General features: G+C 63.9%; 21 protein-coding genes and 1 pseudogene. 16 read left to right on the plus strand and 6 right to left on the minus strand.

Translation table 11 applies throughout. From position 1 onward, the window contains the following. Positions 1–3 precede the first annotated feature (3 nt). The 11 genes from KIP79_RS21415 to KIP79_RS21465 all read left to right on the plus strand — a co-directional run bounded on the left by KIP79_RS21415 (position 4) and on the right by KIP79_RS21465 (position 10,404). Positions 4–1,182, plus strand: coding sequence for a lipid-transfer protein (locus KIP79_RS21415; RefSeq protein WP_214106656.1), 1,179 nt, complete (start codon positions 4–6; stop codon positions 1,180–1,182). Then, a complete protein-coding gene (locus KIP79_RS21420) occupies positions 1,182–1,640 on the plus strand; it encodes a MaoC family dehydratase N-terminal domain-containing protein (RefSeq protein WP_214106657.1) in 459 nt (152 codons plus the stop codon). The genes KIP79_RS21415 and KIP79_RS21420 overlap by 1 nt, the downstream gene beginning before the upstream one ends. After that, positions 1,637–2,062, plus strand: a complete 426-nt coding sequence (locus tag KIP79_RS21425; RefSeq protein ID WP_214106658.1) for a MaoC/PaaZ C-terminal domain-containing protein — start codon at positions 1,637–1,639, stop codon at positions 2,060–2,062. Before KIP79_RS21420 ends, KIP79_RS21425 begins: the two co-directional genes overlap by 4 nt. Beyond that, complete coding sequence (locus tag KIP79_RS21430) at positions 2,059–2,889, plus strand: SDR family NAD(P)-dependent oxidoreductase (RefSeq protein WP_214106659.1); 831 nt, start codon at positions 2,059–2,061, stop codon at positions 2,887–2,889. Before KIP79_RS21425 ends, KIP79_RS21430 begins: the two co-directional genes overlap by 4 nt. A gap of 63 nt (positions 2,890–2,952) precedes the next feature. After that, complete coding sequence (locus KIP79_RS21435; protein WP_214106660.1) at positions 2,953–3,996, plus strand: DUF7064 domain-containing protein; 1,044 nt, start codon at positions 2,953–2,955, stop codon at positions 3,994–3,996. Beyond that, the gene (locus KIP79_RS21440; protein ID WP_214106661.1) at positions 3,993–5,558 is read left to right on the plus strand and encodes a class I adenylate-forming enzyme family protein; all 1,566 of its coding nucleotides are present in this window, start codon (positions 3,993–3,995) and stop codon (positions 5,556–5,558) included. Before KIP79_RS21435 ends, KIP79_RS21440 begins: the two co-directional genes overlap by 4 nt. Next, entirely contained in the window at positions 5,551–6,600 is a 1,050-nt protein-coding gene (locus KIP79_RS21445; RefSeq protein ID WP_214106662.1) for a phosphotransferase family protein, read from the plus strand. Before KIP79_RS21440 ends, KIP79_RS21445 begins: the two co-directional genes overlap by 8 nt. A 19-nt stretch (positions 6,601–6,619) precedes the next feature. Beyond that, entirely contained in the window at positions 6,620–7,636 is a 1,017-nt protein-coding gene (locus tag KIP79_RS21450) for a phosphotransferase family protein (protein ID WP_214106663.1), read from the plus strand. Further along, positions 7,633–8,709 carry an LLM class flavin-dependent oxidoreductase gene (locus KIP79_RS21455; RefSeq protein WP_214106664.1) on the plus strand — a complete coding sequence of 359 codons (1,077 nt, stop codon included), beginning with the start codon at positions 7,633–7,635 and terminating at the stop codon, positions 8,707–8,709. The genes KIP79_RS21450 and KIP79_RS21455 overlap by 4 nt, the downstream gene beginning before the upstream one ends. 72 nt (positions 8,710–8,781) lie before the next feature. After that, positions 8,782–9,858: an Rv3169 family protein gene (locus KIP79_RS21460; protein ID WP_214106665.1), complete on the plus strand. Its 1,077-nt coding sequence runs from the start codon at positions 8,782–8,784 to the stop codon at positions 9,856–9,858. An 81-nt stretch (positions 9,859–9,939) separates the two neighbouring features. After that, positions 9,940–10,404 (plus strand): hypothetical protein, encoded by a 465-nt coding sequence (locus KIP79_RS21465; RefSeq protein WP_214106666.1) that lies wholly within the window; start codon positions 9,940–9,942, stop codon positions 10,402–10,404. 210 nt (positions 10,405–10,614) lie between these two features. Here KIP79_RS21465 and KIP79_RS21470 read toward each other — a convergent pair whose 3' ends face one another. The 6 genes and pseudogenes from KIP79_RS21470 to KIP79_RS21495 all read right to left on the minus strand — a co-directional run. Continuing rightward, positions 10,615–11,265 (minus strand): HAD family hydrolase, encoded by a 651-nt coding sequence (locus tag KIP79_RS21470; RefSeq protein ID WP_214106667.1) that lies wholly within the window; start codon positions 11,263–11,265, stop codon positions 10,615–10,617. A 138-nt stretch (positions 11,266–11,403) separates the two neighbouring features. After that, the gene (locus KIP79_RS21475; protein ID WP_214106668.1) at positions 11,404–11,658 is read right to left on the minus strand and encodes a hypothetical protein; all 255 of its coding nucleotides are present in this window, start codon (positions 11,656–11,658) and stop codon (positions 11,404–11,406) included. A gap of 140 nt (positions 11,659–11,798) precedes the next feature. Beyond that, positions 11,799–12,524 carry a site-specific integrase gene (locus KIP79_RS21480; protein WP_214106669.1) on the minus strand — a complete coding sequence of 242 codons (726 nt, stop codon included), beginning with the start codon at positions 12,522–12,524 and terminating at the stop codon, positions 11,799–11,801. Positions 12,525–12,664: 140 nt separating this feature from the next. Further along, positions 12,665–12,988 (minus strand): helix-turn-helix domain-containing protein, encoded by a 324-nt coding sequence (locus KIP79_RS21485; RefSeq protein ID WP_214106670.1) that lies wholly within the window; start codon positions 12,986–12,988, stop codon positions 12,665–12,667. Continuing rightward, positions 12,985–14,061, minus strand: a complete 1,077-nt coding sequence (locus KIP79_RS21490; RefSeq protein WP_214106671.1) for a tyrosine-type recombinase/integrase — start codon at positions 14,059–14,061, stop codon at positions 12,985–12,987. The genes KIP79_RS21485 and KIP79_RS21490 overlap by 4 nt, the downstream gene beginning before the upstream one ends. Positions 14,062–14,222: 161 nt before the next feature. Next, positions 14,223–14,387: pseudogene (locus tag KIP79_RS21495) on the minus strand (hypothetical protein); the annotation flags it as partial. Positions 14,388–14,486: 99 nt separating this feature from the next. Here KIP79_RS21495 and KIP79_RS21500 point away from each other — a divergent pair. The 5 genes from KIP79_RS21500 to KIP79_RS21520 all read left to right on the plus strand — a co-directional run bounded on the left by KIP79_RS21500 (position 14,487) and on the right by KIP79_RS21520 (position 19,837). Next, positions 14,487–15,542 carry a proline racemase family protein gene (locus KIP79_RS21500; protein WP_214106673.1) on the plus strand — a complete coding sequence of 352 codons (1,056 nt, stop codon included), beginning with the start codon at positions 14,487–14,489 and terminating at the stop codon, positions 15,540–15,542. A 2-nt stretch (positions 15,543–15,544) separates the two neighbouring features. Beyond that, complete coding sequence (locus KIP79_RS21505; protein ID WP_214106674.1) at positions 15,545–16,315, plus strand: ATP-binding cassette domain-containing protein; 771 nt, start codon at positions 15,545–15,547, stop codon at positions 16,313–16,315. After that, entirely contained in the window at positions 16,312–17,328 is a 1,017-nt protein-coding gene (locus KIP79_RS21510; RefSeq protein ID WP_214106675.1) for an ABC transporter permease, read from the plus strand. The genes KIP79_RS21505 and KIP79_RS21510 overlap by 4 nt, the downstream gene beginning before the upstream one ends. 39 nt (positions 17,329–17,367) lie before the next feature. Beyond that, entirely contained in the window at positions 17,368–18,330 is a 963-nt protein-coding gene (locus tag KIP79_RS21515) for an ABC transporter substrate-binding protein (RefSeq protein WP_214106676.1), read from the plus strand. An 82-nt stretch (positions 18,331–18,412) separates the two neighbouring features. Beyond that, entirely contained in the window at positions 18,413–19,837 is a 1,425-nt protein-coding gene (locus KIP79_RS21520; RefSeq protein WP_214106677.1) for an aldehyde dehydrogenase family protein, read from the plus strand. Positions 19,838–19,844: the final 7 nt, after the last annotated feature.

The raw sequence follows: 19,844 nt of genomic DNA on the forward strand, positions 1-19,844 counted from the left end.
TCCATGACAGGGCGAGTGATTGTGGCCGGAGTCGGCATGGTGCCGTTCTCTACACCGGGCCGGAGTCAGACCTATGACGTGATGGCCGGGGACGCCATTCGCAATGCACTGAGTGATGCCGGCGTGGACCTGTCCGCGGTCCAGCAGGCCTACGCCGGGTATGTGTACGGCGACTCGACGAGCGGTCAGCGGGCACTGTATGGCGTCGGGATGCCGGGGATCCCGGTGGTCAATGTCAACAACAACTGCTCGACCGGTTCAAGTGCGCTGTGGCTGGCCCGTCAGGCCATTGCCAGCGGTGCCGCGCAGTGCGTGCTGGCGTTCGGGTTCGAGCAGATGGAGCGCGGCGCGCTGCAGATGAAATGGCCCGACCGTCCCAGCCCCTTCACCGACTTCATGGCGGCCGTCGAAGACAAGCACGGGGCCAGTGACGCCCCGTTCGCGGTCCAGATGTTCGGGGCCGCGGGCGCGGCCTATGCCGAAGAGCACGGCACCGACCCGGCTACGTTCGCGATGATCTCGGTCAAGGCCCGCCGGCACGCGAAGAACAACCCGTACGCGGTCTTCCGTGACGAGGTGACCGTGGAACAGGTGCTCGAATCGCCCCATATCTTCGGGCCCCTCACCCGGCTCCAGTGCTGCCCTCCGACCTGCGGCGCGGCGGCGGCGATCATCACCAGTGAGGACTTCGCGCGGCGCCACGGCTTGCGAACCGACGTCGTGATTGCTGCCCAGGCGATGACCACCGACCAGCCCGACACGTTCGAGAGCATGCCGAAACTCGTCGGTTTCGAGATGGCCCGCCGTGCGGCCGACCAGGTCTACGAGGCCTCCGGCGTGTCGCCGGAGGACATTCGGGTCGCCGAACTCCATGACTGCTTCACCGCGAATGAACTGCTCAGCTACGAAGCGCTTCGGCTGACTCCCGACGGCACGGCGGAGAAGTTCATCCGCGACGGCGACAACACCTATGGCGGACGCGTGGTGACCAACCCGTCCGGTGGCTTGCTGTCCAAGGGGCACCCGCTCGGCGCCACCGGGCTCGCGCAGTGCGTCGAGCTCACCTGGCAGTTGCGCGGACAGGCAGGCGCGCGCCAGGTCGAGAACGTCTCCTTGGCGCTCCAGCACAACATCGGCCTGGGCGGCGCCGCAGTGGTCACGTTGTACGAGAAGGCGGGCTGATGGCCGTCGACGTGGAGCGTGCGCTGGCGCTGGAACTACCGAGCTTCGAGGTCACCGTCGAACGGGGACGGTTGCGGTTCTTCGCACAGTCGATCGGCGAGACCGACCCGATCTACATCGACGTGGACGCTGCGCGAGCGGTCGGCCATCCGGACCTACCGGTCCCGCCGACGTTCATGTTCAGCCTTTCCTTGGAAGCGCCGGCGCCGTTCGGTTACCTCGAAGAACTCGGCGTTGATCTACGCACCGTGCTGCACGGTGAGCAGCGGTTCGACTATGCGACGCTCTCCTTCGCCGGGGACACCCTCGCTCTCAGTGAACGGATCGCGGAGGTCACCTCCAAGCGTGGGGGTGCGATGGAGTTTCTAACCAAGGAAACCGTCATCACGCGGGGGAACGAGTACATCGCACGCGCCACCTCGGTTGTCGTCGTACGCAATTCGGTGGTGAGCGCATGAACGCCCAGACACTGCGTGTGGGCACGACACTGCCACCACTACCGCTCGCACCTATTTCCCGGACGACGCTCGCGCTGTTCGCCGGCGCCAGCGGGGACCACAACCCCATCCATATCGACCTCGACAACGCCCGCTCGGCCGGGTTCGAGGACGTCTTCGCTCACGGCATGTTGAGCATGGCCTACCTCGGGCGGTTGCTGACCGGCTGGGTCGACCAGAGCCGGATCCAATCGTTCTCCGTCCGGTTCGTGGCGATCACGCCCGTCCATGCCCAGCCGACCTGTACAGGTGTCGTCACGTCCCTCACTGAGGACAGCGTGACCGTCGACGTCGCGGTCACGCTGGCTGATGGCACCACGACTCTCGAGGGCCAGGCCGTGATCACCCTGCCCGCCCCCGCTGAACAGGACACAGACTCATGAATAAGCTTGCTCACAAGGTCGCGATCGTGACCGGCTCCGGACGCGGCATCGGGCGCGAGATCGCCCTGAAGCTTGCCGCTGATGGTGCCGCGGTCGTGGTGAATGATCTCGACGCGACCCCGGCCACCGAGACCGTCAGCGAGATCGTCGCCGCCGGCGGACGCGCCGTGGCCTGCCCGGGCAGCGTTACCGAGGACGGCTTCGCCGAGCGCTTCGTGCAGACCGCCGTAAACACCTTCGGCGGGCTCGACATCATCGTCAACAACGCCGGTTACACCTGGGACTCGGTCATCCAGAAGATGACCGACGAGCAGTGGGACGCGATCCTGGATGTCCACCTCAAGGCCCCGTTCCGGATCCTGCGTGCTGCTCAGCCGGTCATCTCTGCGGCGGTCAAGCAGGCTCGCGCGGCAGGGGAGCCGGTGCCGTGCCGCAAGGTCGTCAACATTTCCTCGATTGCCGGTCTCGGCGGGAACGCCGGCCAGGCCAATTACGCCGCAGCCAAGGCCGGCGTCACCGGCCTGACCAAGGCACTCGCCAAGGAGTGGGGAAGGCTCAACGTCACCGTCAACACCGTCGGCTTCGGGCTGATCAAGACCCGGCTCACCGAAGCGGTCGCTGACGGCTCCAGCACCATCGACGTCGCTGGCCGTGAGATCAAGGTCGGGGTCAGCAGCGAGCTGATGGATGCGATGCAGGCCAATATCCCGCTCGGCCGCGGTGGCACCCCGGCCGAAGCGGCGGGCGCGGTTTACCTGTTCTGCATCCCAGAGTCGGACTACATCAGTGCCCAGACCGTGGTCTGTGGCGGCGGCTTCATCATGTGAGGGAGCGATGGAGCGTACCTCGTTGTCCTATTTCGGACGGGCAGTCGGTAGAAAGGATACGTCGTGGACTTCGCGATTGAACGGGCGGCGCACGAGCCCGGTACGGATCCACTGTGGCGTGAGAGCTACTACTTCGAGTTCTTCGATGACGATGCCGGCATCGGACTTTTCCACTCCATGGGAGAGCGGCCTGCGAAGAACCACTCTGGCGTCTTCAGTGGAGTCTGGGGAGACCAGCGCGCTGTTCTCGTCGACTGGGACAAGGTCGGACGTTACGACGACGGAACTGTCCATCGGTCGGCTGGCTTTGAGTACAAACAGGACCCGCTCACGGGCATCTGGCATATGACGTTCTCTGGCGCCATGGTGCGGGTTCCCAACACGGCCGGCGACACGCCTGGAACGCGTGTTCCTCACGAGTTGATGCTCCCGCCGCGCAAGCAGGTCGAGAGCGGCATGGAACCCGACCTGGTCCCGGCGAATTGGGACATTGCGTTCACCCCATGCTCACCGGCTTACCGCTACGAGCCGGTGAGCCCTCTCTGGTCGACGGTCTTCGACGTTCACTACGACCAGTTCGGCATCTTCTCGGGGCACCTCACCATCGGCGACAAGACTTATGAGGTCAACGCGAAGGGGATGCGCGACCACTCGTGGGGAGTGCGTGACTGGGCCAAGGTTGACGAATGGCAGTTCGGATGGTTTCACCATGCGCCCGGCCAGTCGGTGGCATGGTGGGAGCTCACGATCGGTGACACCACGGTGTGGGATGGTGCCGTCCACCGAGGTGACGCGAAGGGTGCCAGCGTTGTCAGCGTTGACCGCACCATTCGCTTCCGCGGTGACCGCGCTGAGTCCGAGCCGACGACCGCAGAGTTCGTCGTGCACACCTCCGATGGCGAGGACATTCGGATCGAGACCCAGATCGTCGACGTCGTGCCCGCGAGATTTGTCAAGACGGACCACGAATCCCAAGAAGTGAACACCACGATCGTTGACCACTGCCTTGCTCGGCATCTCGACATCGTCGGCGTCACGCGACACGGGCAGTACGAAATCACCCGTACATCCAGATCACCTCTCGCTCGTGAAAGGAGCGGGGAATGAAACCAAATCTCCTCGGGCAGCGGACGACCATCAATCGCGTCCTCGATGGCGAGTGGAAGCGTGATCGCACAGCTATCGACTTCGGCGGGGCCAGCCTCACCTACGGCGAGGTTCGGAGGTGGGCCGAACGGATCGGTGACTTCCTAGTCGCTGCGGGTGTCAAGCCGGGGGATCGGGTCGGAATTCTTAGCCTGAACTCCTTGGAGTGGCTCCCGACCTACTTCGCCATCGCACGCATCGGCGCGATTGTCGTCCCCCTCAACATCATGCTGCCGCTCGCCGAGCAATCCGAGATCGTGCGACGGAGTTGCCCGCGGTTGATCTTCGTCGACGAACGGGATCCGAAGTTGAGCTCGCAGGCAAAGGATTTGGGCGCGGTCGTCGGCCGGGACCTTCCCGTGGCGTGTGCGCGGATCGACCTCGATGAGGTTCGCTTCCTCACCGAACAGCCCACGCAGCTTCAAAGGCGTGAGGATGACCGGTCGGCGTTGGGAGCCGTGCGCTCTGGAGACGTCCTGCAGATCATGTACACGTCGGGAACCACCGGCCTCCCGAAGGGCGTCGTCTACACCCACGAGTCCGCGCTGTGGAACGCCGCCTTGCAAGCGATCGACGTTTCCATCACGGCTGCGGACACCTACATGCTCACACCTTCCGTGTGTTGGGCTGGTGGTCTGCACGACTTCGGGTTCCCCGTCCTCAGCCAAGGCGGCACGGTTCTGGTTATGCCCAGCGGCGCCACGATCACCGAGCTCCTGGACACGATCGAGCGGCGTCGTCCGACGATTACGTTGCTGGTCCCGACGCTCATGAAGCGCCTTGTTTCGCAGACAAACATCGAGACTCGAGACCTCTCTTCTCTCCGGGCGATCATCTCGGGCGGCGAGGTGCTGCCTGTCCCCGTCATCGAGCAGTTCGTCGCACTGTTCCCCTCGATTCCGCTGTGTCAGGGATGGGGAATGTCCGAAGGCCCGACCATCGCAACCCTGCAGGAGATCGGCGGACCGCGGAAGTTGGGATCGGTCGGACATCCCCTCCCCTTCGTCGAGATTGCCGTCGTGGATGCCTCCGGAACCCATTGTGCGCCGGGTATTGAGGGCCACATCCTGCTGCGCAGTCCAGCTGCCGCAATCGGGTACTGGGAGGACGAGGACGCAACGACGCAGGCGCTCTCAACGGACAGGGCTTGGTTCAATACCGGAGATACCGGTTATCTTGATGAAGACGGGGAGCTCTTCTTCCTCGGCCGAGCAAAGGATATGTTCGTCAGCGGCGGACTGAACGTCTATCCGGCCGAGATCGAGACCGCGCTGCTCGCGCATCCCGACATTCGCGAAGTGGCCGTCGTCGGGGAGGCCGACGAGAAGTGGGGCTTGGTCGGCCACGCGCATCTGGTGTTGCGCGACGAAGCAGCCGACGCACGGAATGCTCTGGATCTCTCCGAATGGCTCAGCGGCCGAATCGCCAAATACAAGATCCCGAAGAAGTGGACCGTTCGAGACACAGGGCTGCCACGTAACGCGTCCGGAAAGGTCGTGAAGACGGAGCTCGCGCGTGGGTGACCCCGATACCGGCTCGCAGCAGTCCGCGTGCCGATTTGATATCCAGGAGATCGGGGGGTACCTTGCTGATCTCCTCAGCATGGAAAAGGCCCCGAATGAGGTCACTCAGTTCGGCGGAGGTTGGTCCGATGTCACCATTCGCGCCGCATGGGATGAGGTTGCGGTAGCAGCCAGGTTTCAGCGATCGGCCGGCCTGTTCCGGAACAATGTCCTGGACCTCGAAGGACAAGGCGAAGTGTTGCGGATCCTTGCCGAACGGCAGATCCCCTCGCCCCGAGTGCGCACCTTCGCTAGGACGACGCCGATCGCGGGAATGCCCGTGTTGGTGACCGACTGGCTCAGTGGCTATTCCCCCGTGGTGTGGTCGCCTGAGGGTCAGGCGTTCTATGCAGCAGTCGGAGACGGACGCGGCGGTGAAGATTTCGTCGACGTGCTCGCCGCCATCCATGCCATCAATGAGTCTCATCTCGACCCCGAATCGCACTTGGCGCGCACCATGGCGAGCAGGACGACTGCCCAGGAACTCAGCGAGTTCCGACGGATCATCGAATCTGGTGCGGGAGGTGCGCACGAGCCCTTGTTTCGCGACGCGCTGCGATGGCTGGAGTCCAACGTTCCCGTGGAGACGGAGGATGGCCGGTCACTCGTCCATGGCGACTATCAACCTGGGAACCTGATCGTCGACAAGAGCAGCGGCCGGATCCTTGCCGTTCTGGACTGGGAGATGGCCCGGCTCGCTGACTACCACTACGACCTCGGCTGGATAGCAAGTCGGTTCAACCGGGTCGGTAGCGATCGGTTCGCGTTCATTGTGCGGCCGGAGATGTTCTTCGAGTCGTATGAGAGACGCTCGGGGCGCGTCATCGACATGGCACGCCTCGAATATTGGAAGTCTTTTCAGCACCTCCGGCACATCATGATGTTTCTCTCGACCCGCGACAGTGGCGAGACGAGCGGCATGACCGCGGACATAAGGCTGACGCGAGGGTTGTCGAACATCTCCAACCTCGCGGTGATGCTCGCCGAGCAGTTCGGCTACTAGGAATGAGAGGCGCGATCCAGTGAGTGGCGAACAGGTGACGATTGAGGACACTGGAAGGTACCTGTCCCGGCTTCTCGACAAGAAGATCGATGTCGTCGGTATCAAGCGAGCGGCGGTTGGCTGGTCCGACGACGTGTACATGATTTCCGGAGCAGACGAACTCGGCCAACCCCTCGAACTCGTCGCGCGAGTCACCCGTGAAGCGAGCGCGTACCCGCTGGTCGCGGAGCCACGAAAGCACTTCGAGACGCTCCGCGCGCTACAAGAAACGCAGGTTCCCGGCCCAATAGCCCTGGCTTTCGATGAGTCTTCGAGCCTCTTCGGGGCACCCACCATCGTGATGCGGCGCTCGAACGGGGTAGCGCCCATACCGTGGTCGCCCGAAGGAAGCGCATTCCTCCGTCGAGCGCGTACTGGCGTCGAGGGGCGTCAGTTTGCCGCTGTTGTGGCCGCCGTGCACAACGTCGACGCGACCGCCGTTGGCCTCCGCGATCTGCTGGCTGACGTTGAGCAAGAGCACCCGCGAGGGGAGCTGGCGGGCATGGTGCGCGTCTATGGCGAGGTCGCAAACGTCTTTCGCTCGCCCATCGTCGAAGATGCTCTCCACTGGCTCGACCAAGAGGTGCCGGCGAATCTGTCGCCAGGTCTCGCGCACGGCGACTACCGGCCCTCGAACATCCTGTTCGATGGGTCGGGACTGTCGGTGTTGCTGGATTGGGAGTTGGCGCAGTTCGCAGATCCTCACTACGACCTTGCATGGGCGATGTCACCGTTCAATCGCACCGTTCCCGGCACCGTGGCCGACATCGTCGATGTCACAACGTTCCGCGAGGTCTATGAGTCGGAATGCGTAACGCGGATCGACGAGTCACTGCTGCACTACTTCACGGTGTATGTCCATGTTCGCCAAGCCATGATTTTCGCCAGCGCCTTGCAAGGGGCAGTGAAGGAATCGATGAAAGACCTGAGGATGACCCGCGCCGCCGCAGCTCTCTCGCGCACCGAGGCCCTAATCCTGGAAAGTCTCTCGGGATGATGGACAACACTTCGCGCGGCAGTGCCGGAACACTACGTGAGGGGACGCTCGGTCTGAGCTTGTACTGCTCGTATGAGGACATCGCGGAGATCGCGGTGGCCGCAGAGCGGCGCGGCTTCGAAGCGCTGTGGGTCAGCGAAGCCGGTGAGAGCGCGATCATTCGGGCGAGTGCAGCGATCCATGCATCTTCGCGAATCGAGGTCGGCACGAACGTCGCACTGGCCTTTCCGCGCTCGCCAACCGCCATGGCCATGGATGCGTGGGACCTTTCCGGGTTGTCCGGTGGACGATTCTCGCTTGGCCTGGGCAGCCAGGTGCGCCGGATCATCGAGGACCGCTACTCGTCGAGCTTCAGCTCACCCGCCGCCCGCATGGCGGAGTACCTACAGGTTCTGCGGTCGGCTTGGGCGATGGAACGCGGTGATTCGTCGACGTTCACCGGGCAGCACTATCGTCTCCTTTTGCCCAGCGTCGCTGGTCTTGGCTCCTCCGACCGGAAAGATCCGCAGGTCTACGTGGCCGCGGTTGGCCCGCTGATGACCAAAACCGCCGTGCGGTACGCCGATGGGATTCTCGGACATCCCTTCACCTCGGATCGGTTTCTGCGTGACACCTTCGTCCCGCGAATCGAGTCCCTCTTGGAGCAGGAGGGCCGACCGTCAGCCGGCTTCCGTTTCTGTCAGGGTTTCATCGTGTCGGCGGATGACGACGGTGATCGAGCCAGACGCGCTGCCAAGCTCCAGATCGCCTTTTACGGAACCACCCCGAACTATGCCGGCGTATTCGCCTCCTACGGAGATGAGGATCTGTGCGGCCGGCTCCGCGGTGTCTGGAAGAGCGCTGACGGCTCAGACCTCTGCCGCGCGCTCGTCGATGCAGTGCCGGATGAGGCGCTTGATCGCTATGCGATCGCCGGCGAACCCGCGGAGGTGCGAACCCGTGTCGACCGGGTTCGGCCGCTGTGCGATCAGTTGATCGTCTCACCACCGTGGTTCGCCGCAGGGCCGAAGGAGATGCGTGAGCGAACACTCAAACTTATCGAGGCCCTGGGGCCGGATCGCCAAATCAGCTGAGTCAGCACGGGCGACCAGATCGCTGAGATACGAGCACTAGTAGTAGCCGGGCCGAATAACTGTGGAGGATCTGTGGATATCACGCCAATGGATGAATACATGCTGCACCAGACGATCGAACCGGTGGCGCATGTCTCCCAGAACGACCCTTCGTGGGCAGAGCGACTCTTCGTCGGCTTCCATGAGCCAGGCAACTTTGCACTGCACACCGGTCTGTCGCTCTATCCCAACAACGACACCGTTGAGGCATACGCGTGCTTCATCGACTGGCGTGACCTTGGCAAGCAGCATTCACTCCGCATGAGCACAGATCTTGCCAACGGGCGCCATCCGCTGGGCGCCGGGTCCATCCGGGTTGATGTGCTCGAACCCATGAAGCGGTTCAAGATGACCTCGACCGACAACGACCTGGGCCTGGCATACGAACTCGATGTCGTCGCAAGAGGAGAGCCGCACGCTGCAGAGTCGGTCAAGCGATATCGCAAGGGCCGTCTCGCATACGACAACATCGTCGTGTTCCAGCCGGTCACGGTAAGTGGCACGGTCGAATTCAACGGGCACTCATTCGTGGCCCACGACATCCTCGGCCACCGGGACCGAAGTTGGGGAATCCGCACGAGCGGTGAGGGACGGATTCCCCGTGGGCTCTACCTCTTCGCGGGCGGTGAATTCGAGGACTACTCGATCATGGTGTTCCTTCAGGAGCGATTCAACGGCGACATCGTCCGTCATACGGGTGCGGTGACCTACGCCGACAGCGGTCGAACTGTTGAGTTTGTGGAGATCACGCACGAACTGGACATCGACGCGGATGCCAGGGCCCTCCGATCGGGCAGGCTCACGATGCTTGATGCCGAGGGCAAGTCCTGGATCATGGATGTTCAGCCGGAAGCGATTTTGTATATGGCTGGCGCTGGCTACACCTCAATGCCCGACCGCCGCGGCAAGCTCGGCCGTCCGTCGTGGCACGCAACGTGGGACCTCAACGATCGAGAGACAGTCCGGAAGATCGATGGTCTCAACGACCACCTCTGTTCGGCCACCCTCAACGGATCAATCCACGGGCGGGCGATGGTGGAGCCCCTGTATGGGGAGTACACGCGGTACGGCCTCCGGGCCGCGGAGGGGGCGACCTTCGATGAGTCCTGACAGCCCATCTTGTGGTCAGGAAGCAAGCTTGATCGCTCACCCACCTCGCTGTGCCTCCAACGGCGCGAAAGGAAACCACCGATGATTGATGACGCTAGCGTGAGCCAATGGCTCGATGCAGTCAGTCGAGCGCTGAAAGAGCAGATCATTCCTGCGCTCGATGACGACTACCTCAAGGAGCAGGCAGTCGCCGCGTACGTTCTCTCCCGCATGGCGCAGCGTTACGTTTCGAACATGGACGGAGGCTCCCCGCGGGAACACATCACAGCGGCTTTCATGCGCGAGGGGGCTGCCGCTGCCGTGGCATGCCTCGGTCCCAGCGCTGGTCTCGGGCTTGGCGAAGCCGGGGACCCTGACACCGGCGACGCCAGCACTCTGCAATCCGCAACGCGGCAGACATCTGCAGTCGTGGAGGCCTTGTGGGCAGCTCGCGATGAACTGACCGAGGATGAGTTCCGTGCAGCCAGGAGTGCGTTGCACGCGTCCTGGCGCCGGGCCTTGGAGTACGACCAGGTCGTCTACGGTCGTAAGCCCGCCGCGAGTTAGACCTCGGCGGTCCAGCCAGCGCGAGCGTACGCCCTTTCGTAGCCGCTGACGCAGCCCGCTGGATTGCCTGGGGGTCAAGGGGTCGCAGGTTCAAATCCGGTCGTCCCGACACTGTGATGTCGATCGTTATCTAGGGTTGGAGGACCCTTCCAGCAGGTCAGAGGACGATGATCTCTTCTTTCACGTAGGCCAAGTTGGAATCCTGGTCGGTCAGGCTTCTGCAAGGAGTCTCGGGAGTTCGCGCATGTCGTCGAAGACCGTGGTGTTCGGTCCTTCGAGCCATTGCGCGGGTGTGAGTCCGCCGGCGTAGCCAAGGGCGCGCATGCCGGCTGCGCGGGCTGCCTGGATCCCGTATTGGCTGTCCTCGACGACGATGCAGGCCGAGGGGTGGACGCCCATCTGCTTGGCAGCGTGCAGGAACAGGTCGGGGGCCGGTTTGCCGCGGGCGACCTCGCTTGCGCTGAAGATGCGGCCTTCGAAGTATGGGTAGATCCCGGTGTGACCCAGCGTGTGGCGCATCGTGTCGTGACTGCCGCCAGAGGCGACGCAGCTGGGATGCGTGAGGGTGTCGAGGACTTCGAGGATGCCGTCGACCGGGGTGAGTTCGGCATCGACGGCCGCACGGTGGAGTCGCTCGAATCTCTCCCACCAGAGCGCGGCCCGGCTCGGCCCTACTCGGAAAGTGATTTGTTCACCGTTGGACACGAGCGACCGGCCGATGAACTTTTCGATCACCTCGGCTTCGGTCAGCGGCCAGCCCAGCTCGGCGCCCACAGCGACATGGGCGCGGACGGCTATGCGTTCGCTGTCGACGAGCACGCCGTCGCAGTCGAAGATGACGAGCTCAATCGGAGTGATCATCTGGACAGGCTAGGGAGAAGTGGTCGTCCGTGTCAGCTGCATGATCCGATGGCCGGTGCGTGGCGAGTGGGGAGACGGACGCCGCGGGTCGAAGTATCGGCGACCCGATGGGATCCCGGAGTCCTGATCCAGACGGGATCACGGCTGGGGTGTCTGATCGAGTTCGTCGGCGAGTAGATGCTCGGCGACGGCGGAGTATCTGGCTGCGGTGCTGTGGGAGATCCCGAAGACCAGCGACAGGTGAAGCGGATCGGCTCCTCCGGCGAGAGCCTCGTGCAGGATGCGGTCCTTGCGTATCCGGTCGACGCTGCATCCGATGCGATTCATCCGCAGCGTCACGAACGCCTGGCTGATTGGGCCAGCACCGTGGCCAGTCTTGTTGCTGATGAGCACGTGGGGATTGTTGGTGTGCGGCCAGGTTGTGCGGCGGTAGCGGAGCCAGCGACGGAGTGCTCGATGGGTGAGGTCGCCGAGTCGCTGGCGGCGGCCTGCGAGGATGATTCGCCGGTTGGCCAGATCGAGGTCGTCGAGTGTCAGATGGCTCCGGTGCTAGCGGCGTTCTCGGCAGCCAGGGCGATGATGACTCGTCCGGCGAGGTCCTCGGCCTGTTGCTCGATGGCCCGAATCTCCTCATCAGCCATCGGAAGCAGGGCGAAGTCCGCCGGGCGGCCCTTCAACCTGATCGTCGGGTTGGAGAAGATCAGGCCGCGCTTCTTGGCGAACCCGAACAGCGATCGCAGGGAGCTGATCGTGGTGGCGCGTCGTGAGCCGCTGAGCGGTCCAAGCGCTGCGTGGATGTCGGAGCGGGTGACCTCCCGCAGATGGTCATAGCTCGCCGCCCAGTCATCGAGGAATGGCCGGATGGCCCCGAAGTAGACATAGATGCTGGATGCGGACCGGGGCCGTGCCCTGGCGTCGCCGTTGAGCAGGATCAGCAGCCACTGCCGGACGGGGATGATGAAGCCGGGTGAGAAAGGACTTGTGACCCGGTCGATCCAGGATTTGATCGCCGGATCGGAGTCATCGTGGAGCAGGTCCAGGTCGATGAGCACGTCGATCAGCCGAGGTCGCGACACCCAGCGGTGCGGCCGGGCTCGAACCTCGCTGAGCGAGACACGCTCACCTGCGGGGAGGCCAGTCAGCACCGTGACGAGCCCGTCCAGCACGCATCTGGTGGTGGAGGGGTTCCAGCCGCCGATTTGGCCGAGTACCTGGGCGTGATGTGCCGCTGCCCGCAGCACCGGATCATTTGCTGTCAACGCCGGGTGCTGCCAGCGCGGTGGGACCGGCTGGCCGTTCTTGCGCCGATGGTAGGAGGCTAACGCTGAGCAGGAGTTGCTGCAGTAGACCTGATCCCGGCGTCGTCTCTCCGGCAACGGGGTGCCGCAGTGTGCGCAGTTCATCGAGGAGGAAGCGACCGCCCGGCCCCGGTGCGCGGGGTGACCTGCCGATCTTGGCCAACCGCCGTGCTCTGGTCATCGTCGTGGTGCCGCGGCTCGGCGACAGCCTCGGGTTCGGGGATCAGCAGTTCGTCGACGCCGCAGCCCAGCACGGTGCAGATGACGTCGAGCTCGTCGAGCTTGACCACGTTGGGGCTTCCCGACCACAGTCCCGACATCTTGCCGGCGCTGATGATCAGGCCACGTTCGGCGAGCATCCGCTGGAACTCACTGGCCTTCCAGATCCCGCGGTTCGCGGCCGCCAGGCGCAGGTTCCATTTCATCGGGTGAGTCCTTTCCATCGGTCGGCGACGCGGCGCTGTCCGGTGACCCAGGCGTCTTCGACATGGGTGGCATGGACGTGGATGTATCGGGCCGTGGTGCCGGTCCAGGCGTGGCCGAGCAGTTCCTGGATCGCGAACAGGTTCATCCCGGCCAGGTAGAGCTGGGAGGCGCAAAAGTGCCGCAGCACGTGTGGTGTCAGCCGTCCCGACCATGTCGGTAGATGACGGTCGACGGGGTCGATCAAGGCGCGGCGAAACACGTCCGCCGTGGCGCGGGTGCAGGTGCCCTCGGCGTTCTTCCGCTCAGAGGGGAACAAGGGCGTGCGGTGGCTGGACAGGTCGAGCTCGAAGAGCCCGAGGACGTCTTCGATGAACCAGCGCAGGCTGCGGTCGGCGCCGTTGATCAGAGGCACCAGCCGTGGCTTGGGCCCCTTGCGGCGAGACCCCTTCCCGTGGCGGATGTTCAGCTTGCCGAACCGGCCCAGCTCCCAGCGCACGTCGTCCAGGTCGAGCATCCGGGCCTCGTTGATCCGTAGCCCAACATCGGCGACCAGCCGGGCCACGGCGTAGTTGCGGGCGGCCGGAGCGAACTTGCGGCAGCTCATCAGCTCTTCGCGCCACCCGGCGAACAGCTGCTCGATCTCCTCGGCAGTCGGCGGAACGCGTAGCTGCGGATCCACGGACAGCCGTGGTCGGTTGACCTCATCGAGAGGGCATTCGACGACCCGGCCGGTGAGGTTGTGCAGCTCAACCTTGTGCCTGAGCTCCAGAAACCGGAAGAACACCGTCAGAGTAGCCGCTCGCCCGGTGCGGGTGGAGGGCTTGGCGTCTCGCAGCACCTTGCCGAAGTAGACGTCACCGTCTTCGGGCTGCATCTCCCACAGCGGCCGGCCGAACCAATTCCGGATCAGCTCCAGATGATTGGCGTCGTTGCGGATGGTGCTGTCGGTCAGCCCTGCCGACGCGCGAGCCAGCACAAACCCCGACAGCACGTCGGTCTCGAAGGCGACGAGATCTTCTTCGCTGCCGGGGGCTCGGTGCTCGCGCAGGTCTCGGACGACTCCCAGCGCCAACCCACACCTCCCGACTTCACCAACGCTGCCACCCCGTCACTCCTGTGACAGAAGTCTCACGGAGGGTGAAGTTACTTCGATGTGTGGTGATCGATCCGGCAAATGGGAGAAGACGCAGTTCGCAGGCAGGGTGCGTGCAGGGTGAGGAGGATTCAGCACCCTCAACTCAAGAACTGTTGCTTACCCAGGTAGCCCTGGTCGACCTGCTGCAGCCGGGCCCGGGTCAGCGCGGGAACGTTCGGTTTCTCGATCGGGACCAGGCCGACGTTGCAGGCCTCGGCCACGATCAGCGCGGCCAAGCTCATCGGGAAGTCCTCCATCGCGGTGTCGGAGCCGGATCGAACAGTACTATTGCAATGTTACGTCGCATGTGCCAGGGTTCCCGCATGGCAGGCAACGCAAAGGGATACGGGCCCGCGGCCTTGATGATCGAGGCCGTCGACGCTCACGCCGAGGGCGAGCCGGGTCGGTTGGTTTTCGGTGGAACCGGTCGGCTCGCAGTTCCTGGTGCCACGATGTTCGAGAAGAAGATGAACATGGAGCGTGACTTCGACTGGTTGCGCTTGTTCATGCTCAAAGAGCCGCGAGGGCTGCCGTCGACGTGCATGAACGTGATCTTGCCGACGACGGATCCGCGGGCGGATTTCGGCGTGGTGATCATCGAGCAGACGCCGTACTACCCGCCGATGTCCGGCAGCAACACGATGTGCATCGTCACCGTGATGTTGGAGACCGGTCGCCTGCCGATGGTCGAACCCCAGACCCATCTGGTCATGGAGACGCCGGCGGGGCTGGTCGAGGTCACGGCAGACTGCCACAACGGCCGGGTCACTCGGGTCACGTTCGACAACGTACCGTCGTTCGCGACACACCTGGACGTGAAGATCGATGTGCCAGGTCTTGGTGAGGTCATGGTCGATGTCGCTTACGGCGGCATGTTCTACGTGATGGCGAACGCCGATGAACTCGGAATCGACCTGGTGCCAGAGAACGGTGACACCATCGCGACGGCAGGAGAGCGTATCAAGGCGGCCGCCCGGGACCAACTTCAGGTGGTGCACCCGCTCAACCCCGAGATCAACGTCATCGAGAACGGGATCCTCTACGGCGCGCCAAAGGACCCCGCGAACTCAGCACGGAACGCCGTCATCGTCAGCACTGGAGCGATCAGTTCGGACCCGGAGATCAACCGGGCCTCGATCGACCGGAGTCCCTGCGGCACAGGTACCTCAGCTCGTCTGGCCGTGCTGCGCGCCAAAGGTCAGATCGAACCCAGGGCCGAGTTCAGGAACGAGAGTCTCCTGGGCGGGATCTTCACGGGAACCGTCGTCAGCGAGTCCGAGGTCGGGGACTACGCGGCGATCGTCCCGCGAATCTCCGGGAGGGCCTGGATCAGTGGCTATGCCACCTACGTGTGCCAGAACGACGACCCATACCCGCTCGGCTTCACCGTCGGTGACATCTGGGCTCCCCAGGAGTGAACATGGTCCAGCCAATCGAAACCGTGCTGAGCGCGCGAGGCCTCATCAAGACGTTCGGACACGTCGAAGCGCTCCGCGGCGCTGACTTCGACGTGCGTCCGGGCGAAGTCGTCGCTCTGCTGGGTGACAACGGCGCAGGCAAGAGCACACTGGTCAAGACCTTGGCTGGGGTTCACCGGCCCGACGGCGGGACCATCTACGTCGACGGGACGCCCGTCGAGTTCGGCGACACGCGTGACGCACGCGCGGCCGGAATCGAGGTCGTCTACCAGGACCTCGCGCTCGCACCGCACCTGAATCCGAGCGAGAACGTGTATCTGGGGCGTGAGATCTTTCGTCCCGGCATTCTCGGCAAGCTCGGCGTCCTGGACAAGTCGGCGATGGCCAAGGAGGCCCAGCGAGGGTTCGCCCAACTTGGGGTAAAAATCCGCGACCATCGAGCCCCGGTCAGGTCCATGTCCGGGGGCCAGCAACAGGGCGTCGCCGTGTGCCGGGCCGCGATGTGGGCGAAAAAGATCCTCTTCATGGACGAGCCGACTGCCGCCCTCGGTGTTGTTCAGACCAAGGAGGTCCTTGATCTTGTCCGCCGCGTCCGTGACACCGGTGTTGCGGTCGTCTATATCTGCCACAACATCCCAGAGGTCATGGAGATCGCCGACAGTATCGAGGTCCTCTACCTCGGGAAGCGCATCGCGTCGCTGAAGGCGCCCGACACAAGCATGGCCGAGATCGTCTCCGCGATGACCGGCGCCTACGAGGGGGGTCAGAAATGACCCCCCTCGGCGACACGCTCACCACCGACTCAGTGTTCGAACCGCGGGCATTGTTCCGCCGTTCCGTGTCCTCCTCCTCGTTCTGGCTGGTCTTGATCCTGGCCGCGCTCATCATCGGGTTCTACGCGCACAGTTCCGACGCCTTCGGCTCCACCACGAATATCACCAACATCGCCCTAGACGCCTCTGGCCTGCTGGTGATTTCGGTGGCGATGACCTTCATCGTCATCACCGGCGGCATCGACCTGTCCCCTGGTGCGGTCCTGGTGTTCTCCCAAGTCATCGGTGCCAAGGTCATGGTCGCGATGCCGCAGGACAACACCACGTTGGCGATCTCTGCTGGGATCGCTGCGGCCCTGGCTACAGGGGCAGCCTGGGGGGCGCTCAACGGTTTCCTGATTGCCTACGCCCGTGTCCCGGCGCTCATCGCGACCCTCGGCACCATGGGCATGGCGTTGGGCGGATCGCTCATCATGACCAACGGCCTCAACGTTGCCGGAATCCCGTCGCAGATCACCTCGATCGCCACTGCCGACCTCCTCGGGCTGCCTCTCATCGTCGTGATCGCACTGCTCGTGGCTATCCTCGGCGGAGGATTGCTCAAACTCACCCGGTTCGGGAAAGTCACGTTCGCAATCGGCTCCAACATCGAAGCAGTCCGCCGTGCCGGACTGTCCGAACGGCGCCATCTGCTCACCATCTACCTGTCGATGGGCGTCCTGGCGGCTTTTGCCGGCCAGCTGGAGATGGCTCGCTTCGGAACCACGGCCGTCAACGGCCACTCGACCGACGCACTCCAGGCGATCGCAGCCGTCATCATCGGCGGCACGAGCCTGTTTGGTGGCGTCGGATCACTCCTAGGCACTGTCATCGGCGTCTTCATCCCTGCGGTTCTCCGCAACGGATTCCTCATCGTAGGGATGGGGGCCTTCTGGCAGCAGGCGGTTATCGGGGCCGTCTTGATCGCCGCCGTCTACTGGGACCAACTCAAGCGACGAGTTGACATCAGGTGACGCGGCTTCACACCACCACTCAAAGTACGGAGTCCAAGCATGAAGAAAACCTCGATGGTGGCCCTCGGACTGGTCGGCTCACTTGCATTGACCGGCGGCTGCGGGTCCGGCGGTGAGGCGAGCAGCGGCAACTCGGCCAACATCGAACTCGTCCTCGGTCGACTGGGTGATCCGTTCACTGCCCAGATCGCCTGCGGCGCCGAGGAAGAGGCCAAGAAGCTGGGGTACAAGGTGTCGGTCAGCGGGCCAGGTGTGTGGAGTGCCTCGGATCAGATGCCGTTCCTCAACGCCGCCATCGCGAAGAACCCGAACGCGTTGCTCGTCGAGGCTACCGACACGAAGGCCCTCAACGCTCCGCTGAAGACCTACGCAGACAGTGGCAAGCCCCTGATCACCGTCGACTCCGGCATCGACCAGGACTTCACCTTCGCCGCCATCGGCTCGAATAACTACAACGGCGGGAAGCAGGCCGCCGAAGCTTACGCCAAGGCGGTCGGCGGCAAGGGGCAGGTACTGATCGTCAATGTCGCCCCCGGCATCGGGGTCACCGACGAGCGGCAGAAGGGCTTCGAGGACGCACTCAAGAACTACCCGGACATCAAGTACCTCGGTACCGAGTTCGCTGGTGACGACGCCGGCAAGGTAGCGGAGATCATCCACGCCAAGAAGGCCGCCAACCGCGACCTCAACGGCATCTTCGCCACCGCCACCCTGGTGGGCGAGGCTGCCGGTTCGGTGGTGAGTACGGACAACCTGAAGGACATCTACCTTGTGGCGTTCGACGCCAGCCCGAAGGAGGCCGAACTTGTTCAGGCGGGGAACATCGACGCGCTGATCGTTCAGAAGCCCCGTCTGATGGGTCAGCTCGGCGTCCAGGCAGCTGCGGCCGCGCTCAAGGGTGAGACATTCACCGCAGAGTCCGAGACCGGCTACGCCGAGATCACTCCCGAGAACATCAGCGACCCCGACAACCAGGCACTGCTGTACAGCACAGAGTGCTGACCACAGCACCGCATGCCCCCGAAGAGAGAACCAGATGAGTCTCAGAGAACAGGCGATCGAACTCGCCCGCGAGAACCTCGCGATGCTCATCGACGGAAGCCTCGTTCCGGAGGGGCGAGGCGGCGAGATCGCGAGCATCGACCCCGCGACCGGCCAGGTGATCACGACCATCCCTGAGGCAGACCATCTCCAGGTTGACGAGGCCGTCCGCGCAGCAGCAACGGCGATGCTCGGCCGCTGGGGCTCAGCCAGAGCTGAGGAACGAGCTCGCGTGCTCTTCGACATCGCAGATCGACTCGACGCCGACGCGCATTCGTTCGCGCTCCTGGACACGCTGGACAACGGCAAGCCGCTGACGACAGCGACCGAAGACATCGCCGCCGCGATCGAGACGTTCCGTTACATGGCCGGGTGGGCCACTAAGATCAACGGCCGCACGATGTCCATGGGCGAGAACGGCGCCTTCCACGCTTACACGCTCCGCCAACCCAGCGGGGTGGTCGGTCAGATCATCCCGTGGAACTTTCCGATCGTCTCGATCGCCTGGAAGCTGGCGCCGGCGCTGGCCGCAGGATGCGCAGTGGTGCTCAAGCCAGCCGAACTGACCTCGTTGAGCGCGCTCCGGTTCGCGGCCCTGGTGGCCGGCCTCGACATTCCGCCGGGAGTGATCAACATCGTCACCGGCACAGGCCCCGGCGTCGGCGCCGCGCTCGTCGAACACCCCCTCGTCGACCGTGTCTCGTTCACAGGTTCTGGCGTGACAGGGCGCTGGGTCGCCCAGACTGCCGCAGCGACCATGAAGAGGGTCACCCTCGAACTCGGTGGCAAGTCGCCGGTGGTCGTGTTCCCGGACGCTGACCTCGACCACGCCATCGAATCGGCCGCAAACGCGATCTTCTTCAATCAAGGTGAGGTGTGCACCGCAGGTTCGAGACTGCTGGTCCATCGCGACGTGTTCGATGCTGTCATCGACGGAGTTGCCGAGCGGGCCAAGCGACTCAGCGTCGGAGACGGGTTCGATCCGGAAACCGAGGTGGGACCGCTCATCTCCGAGGCACACCTGGGCAGGGTGTCCCATGCGGTGGAGGCTGCGATCCGGGACGGTGCCGAACTCCTCTGCGGCGGTCCCGTCAAGCGGGACTCCGGGTTCTTCTACGGCCCAACCGTCCTGGTCGAGAACCGGCGAGACGCCAAGGTTTCCCGTGAGGAGATCTTCGGGCCCGTCCTGGTTGCCCAGAGCTTCGATGGGGACGACCTGCAAGCAGTGATCGACGACGTGAACGACACCCTCTACGGTCTGGGCGCAAGCATCTTCACCCGGGACATCACGCGAGCTCACCGGTTCGCCATCGGGGCCAAGTCCGGAACCGTATGGGTCAACACGCACCTGGACCACGGCCAAGACGTTCCGTTCGGCGGTTACAAGCAGTCCGGGTACGGCCGCGAACTCGGCGAGGAAGCAGTCCTGTCCTACACGGAACTGAAGTCAGTGAAGGTGAGGCTCTGACATGGGG

The organism is Acrocarpospora catenulata (assembly GCF_018476525.1).
GTDB classification, from domain to species: Bacteria; Actinomycetota; Actinomycetes; order Streptosporangiales; family Streptosporangiaceae; genus Acrocarpospora; species Acrocarpospora catenulata.

Bases quoted from the DNA above. Each gene is read 5' to 3' on its own strand.
- KIP79_RS21465 (WP_214106666.1), top strand. From the start codon at position 9,940: ATGATTGATGACGCTAGCGTGAGCCAATGGCTCGATGCAGTCAGTCGA.
- KIP79_RS21500 (WP_214106673.1), top strand. From the start codon at position 14,487: ATGATCGAGGCCGTCGACGCTCACGCCGAGGGCGAGCCGGGTCGGTTG.
- KIP79_RS21520 (WP_214106677.1), top strand. From the start codon at position 18,413: ATGCTCATCGACGGAAGCCTCGTTCCGGAGGGGCGAGGCGGCGAGATC.
- KIP79_RS21470 (WP_214106667.1), bottom strand. From the start codon at position 11,265: ATGATCACTCCGATTGAGCTCGTCATCTTCGACTGCGACGGCGTGCTC.
- KIP79_RS21485 (WP_214106670.1), bottom strand. From the start codon at position 12,988: ATGAAATGGAACCTGCGCCTGGCGGCCGCGAACCGCGGGATCTGGAAG.
- KIP79_RS21440 (WP_214106661.1), top strand. From the start codon at position 3,993: ATGAAACCAAATCTCCTCGGGCAGCGGACGACCATCAATCGCGTCCTC.
- KIP79_RS21505 (WP_214106674.1), top strand. From the start codon at position 15,545: ATGGTCCAGCCAATCGAAACCGTGCTGAGCGCGCGAGGCCTCATCAAG.
- KIP79_RS21425 (WP_214106658.1), top strand. From the start codon at position 1,637: ATGAACGCCCAGACACTGCGTGTGGGCACGACACTGCCACCACTACCG.
- KIP79_RS21510 (WP_214106675.1), top strand. From the start codon at position 16,312: ATGACCCCCCTCGGCGACACGCTCACCACCGACTCAGTGTTCGAACCG.
- KIP79_RS21420 (WP_214106657.1), top strand. From the start codon at position 1,182: ATGGCCGTCGACGTGGAGCGTGCGCTGGCGCTGGAACTACCGAGCTTC.
- KIP79_RS21455 (WP_214106664.1), top strand. From the start codon at position 7,633: ATGATGGACAACACTTCGCGCGGCAGTGCCGGAACACTACGTGAGGGG.
- KIP79_RS21415 (WP_214106656.1), top strand. From the start codon at position 4: ATGACAGGGCGAGTGATTGTGGCCGGAGTCGGCATGGTGCCGTTCTCT.
- KIP79_RS21515 (WP_214106676.1), top strand. From the start codon at position 17,368: ATGAAGAAAACCTCGATGGTGGCCCTCGGACTGGTCGGCTCACTTGCA.
- KIP79_RS21430 (WP_214106659.1), top strand. From the start codon at position 2,059: ATGAATAAGCTTGCTCACAAGGTCGCGATCGTGACCGGCTCCGGACGC.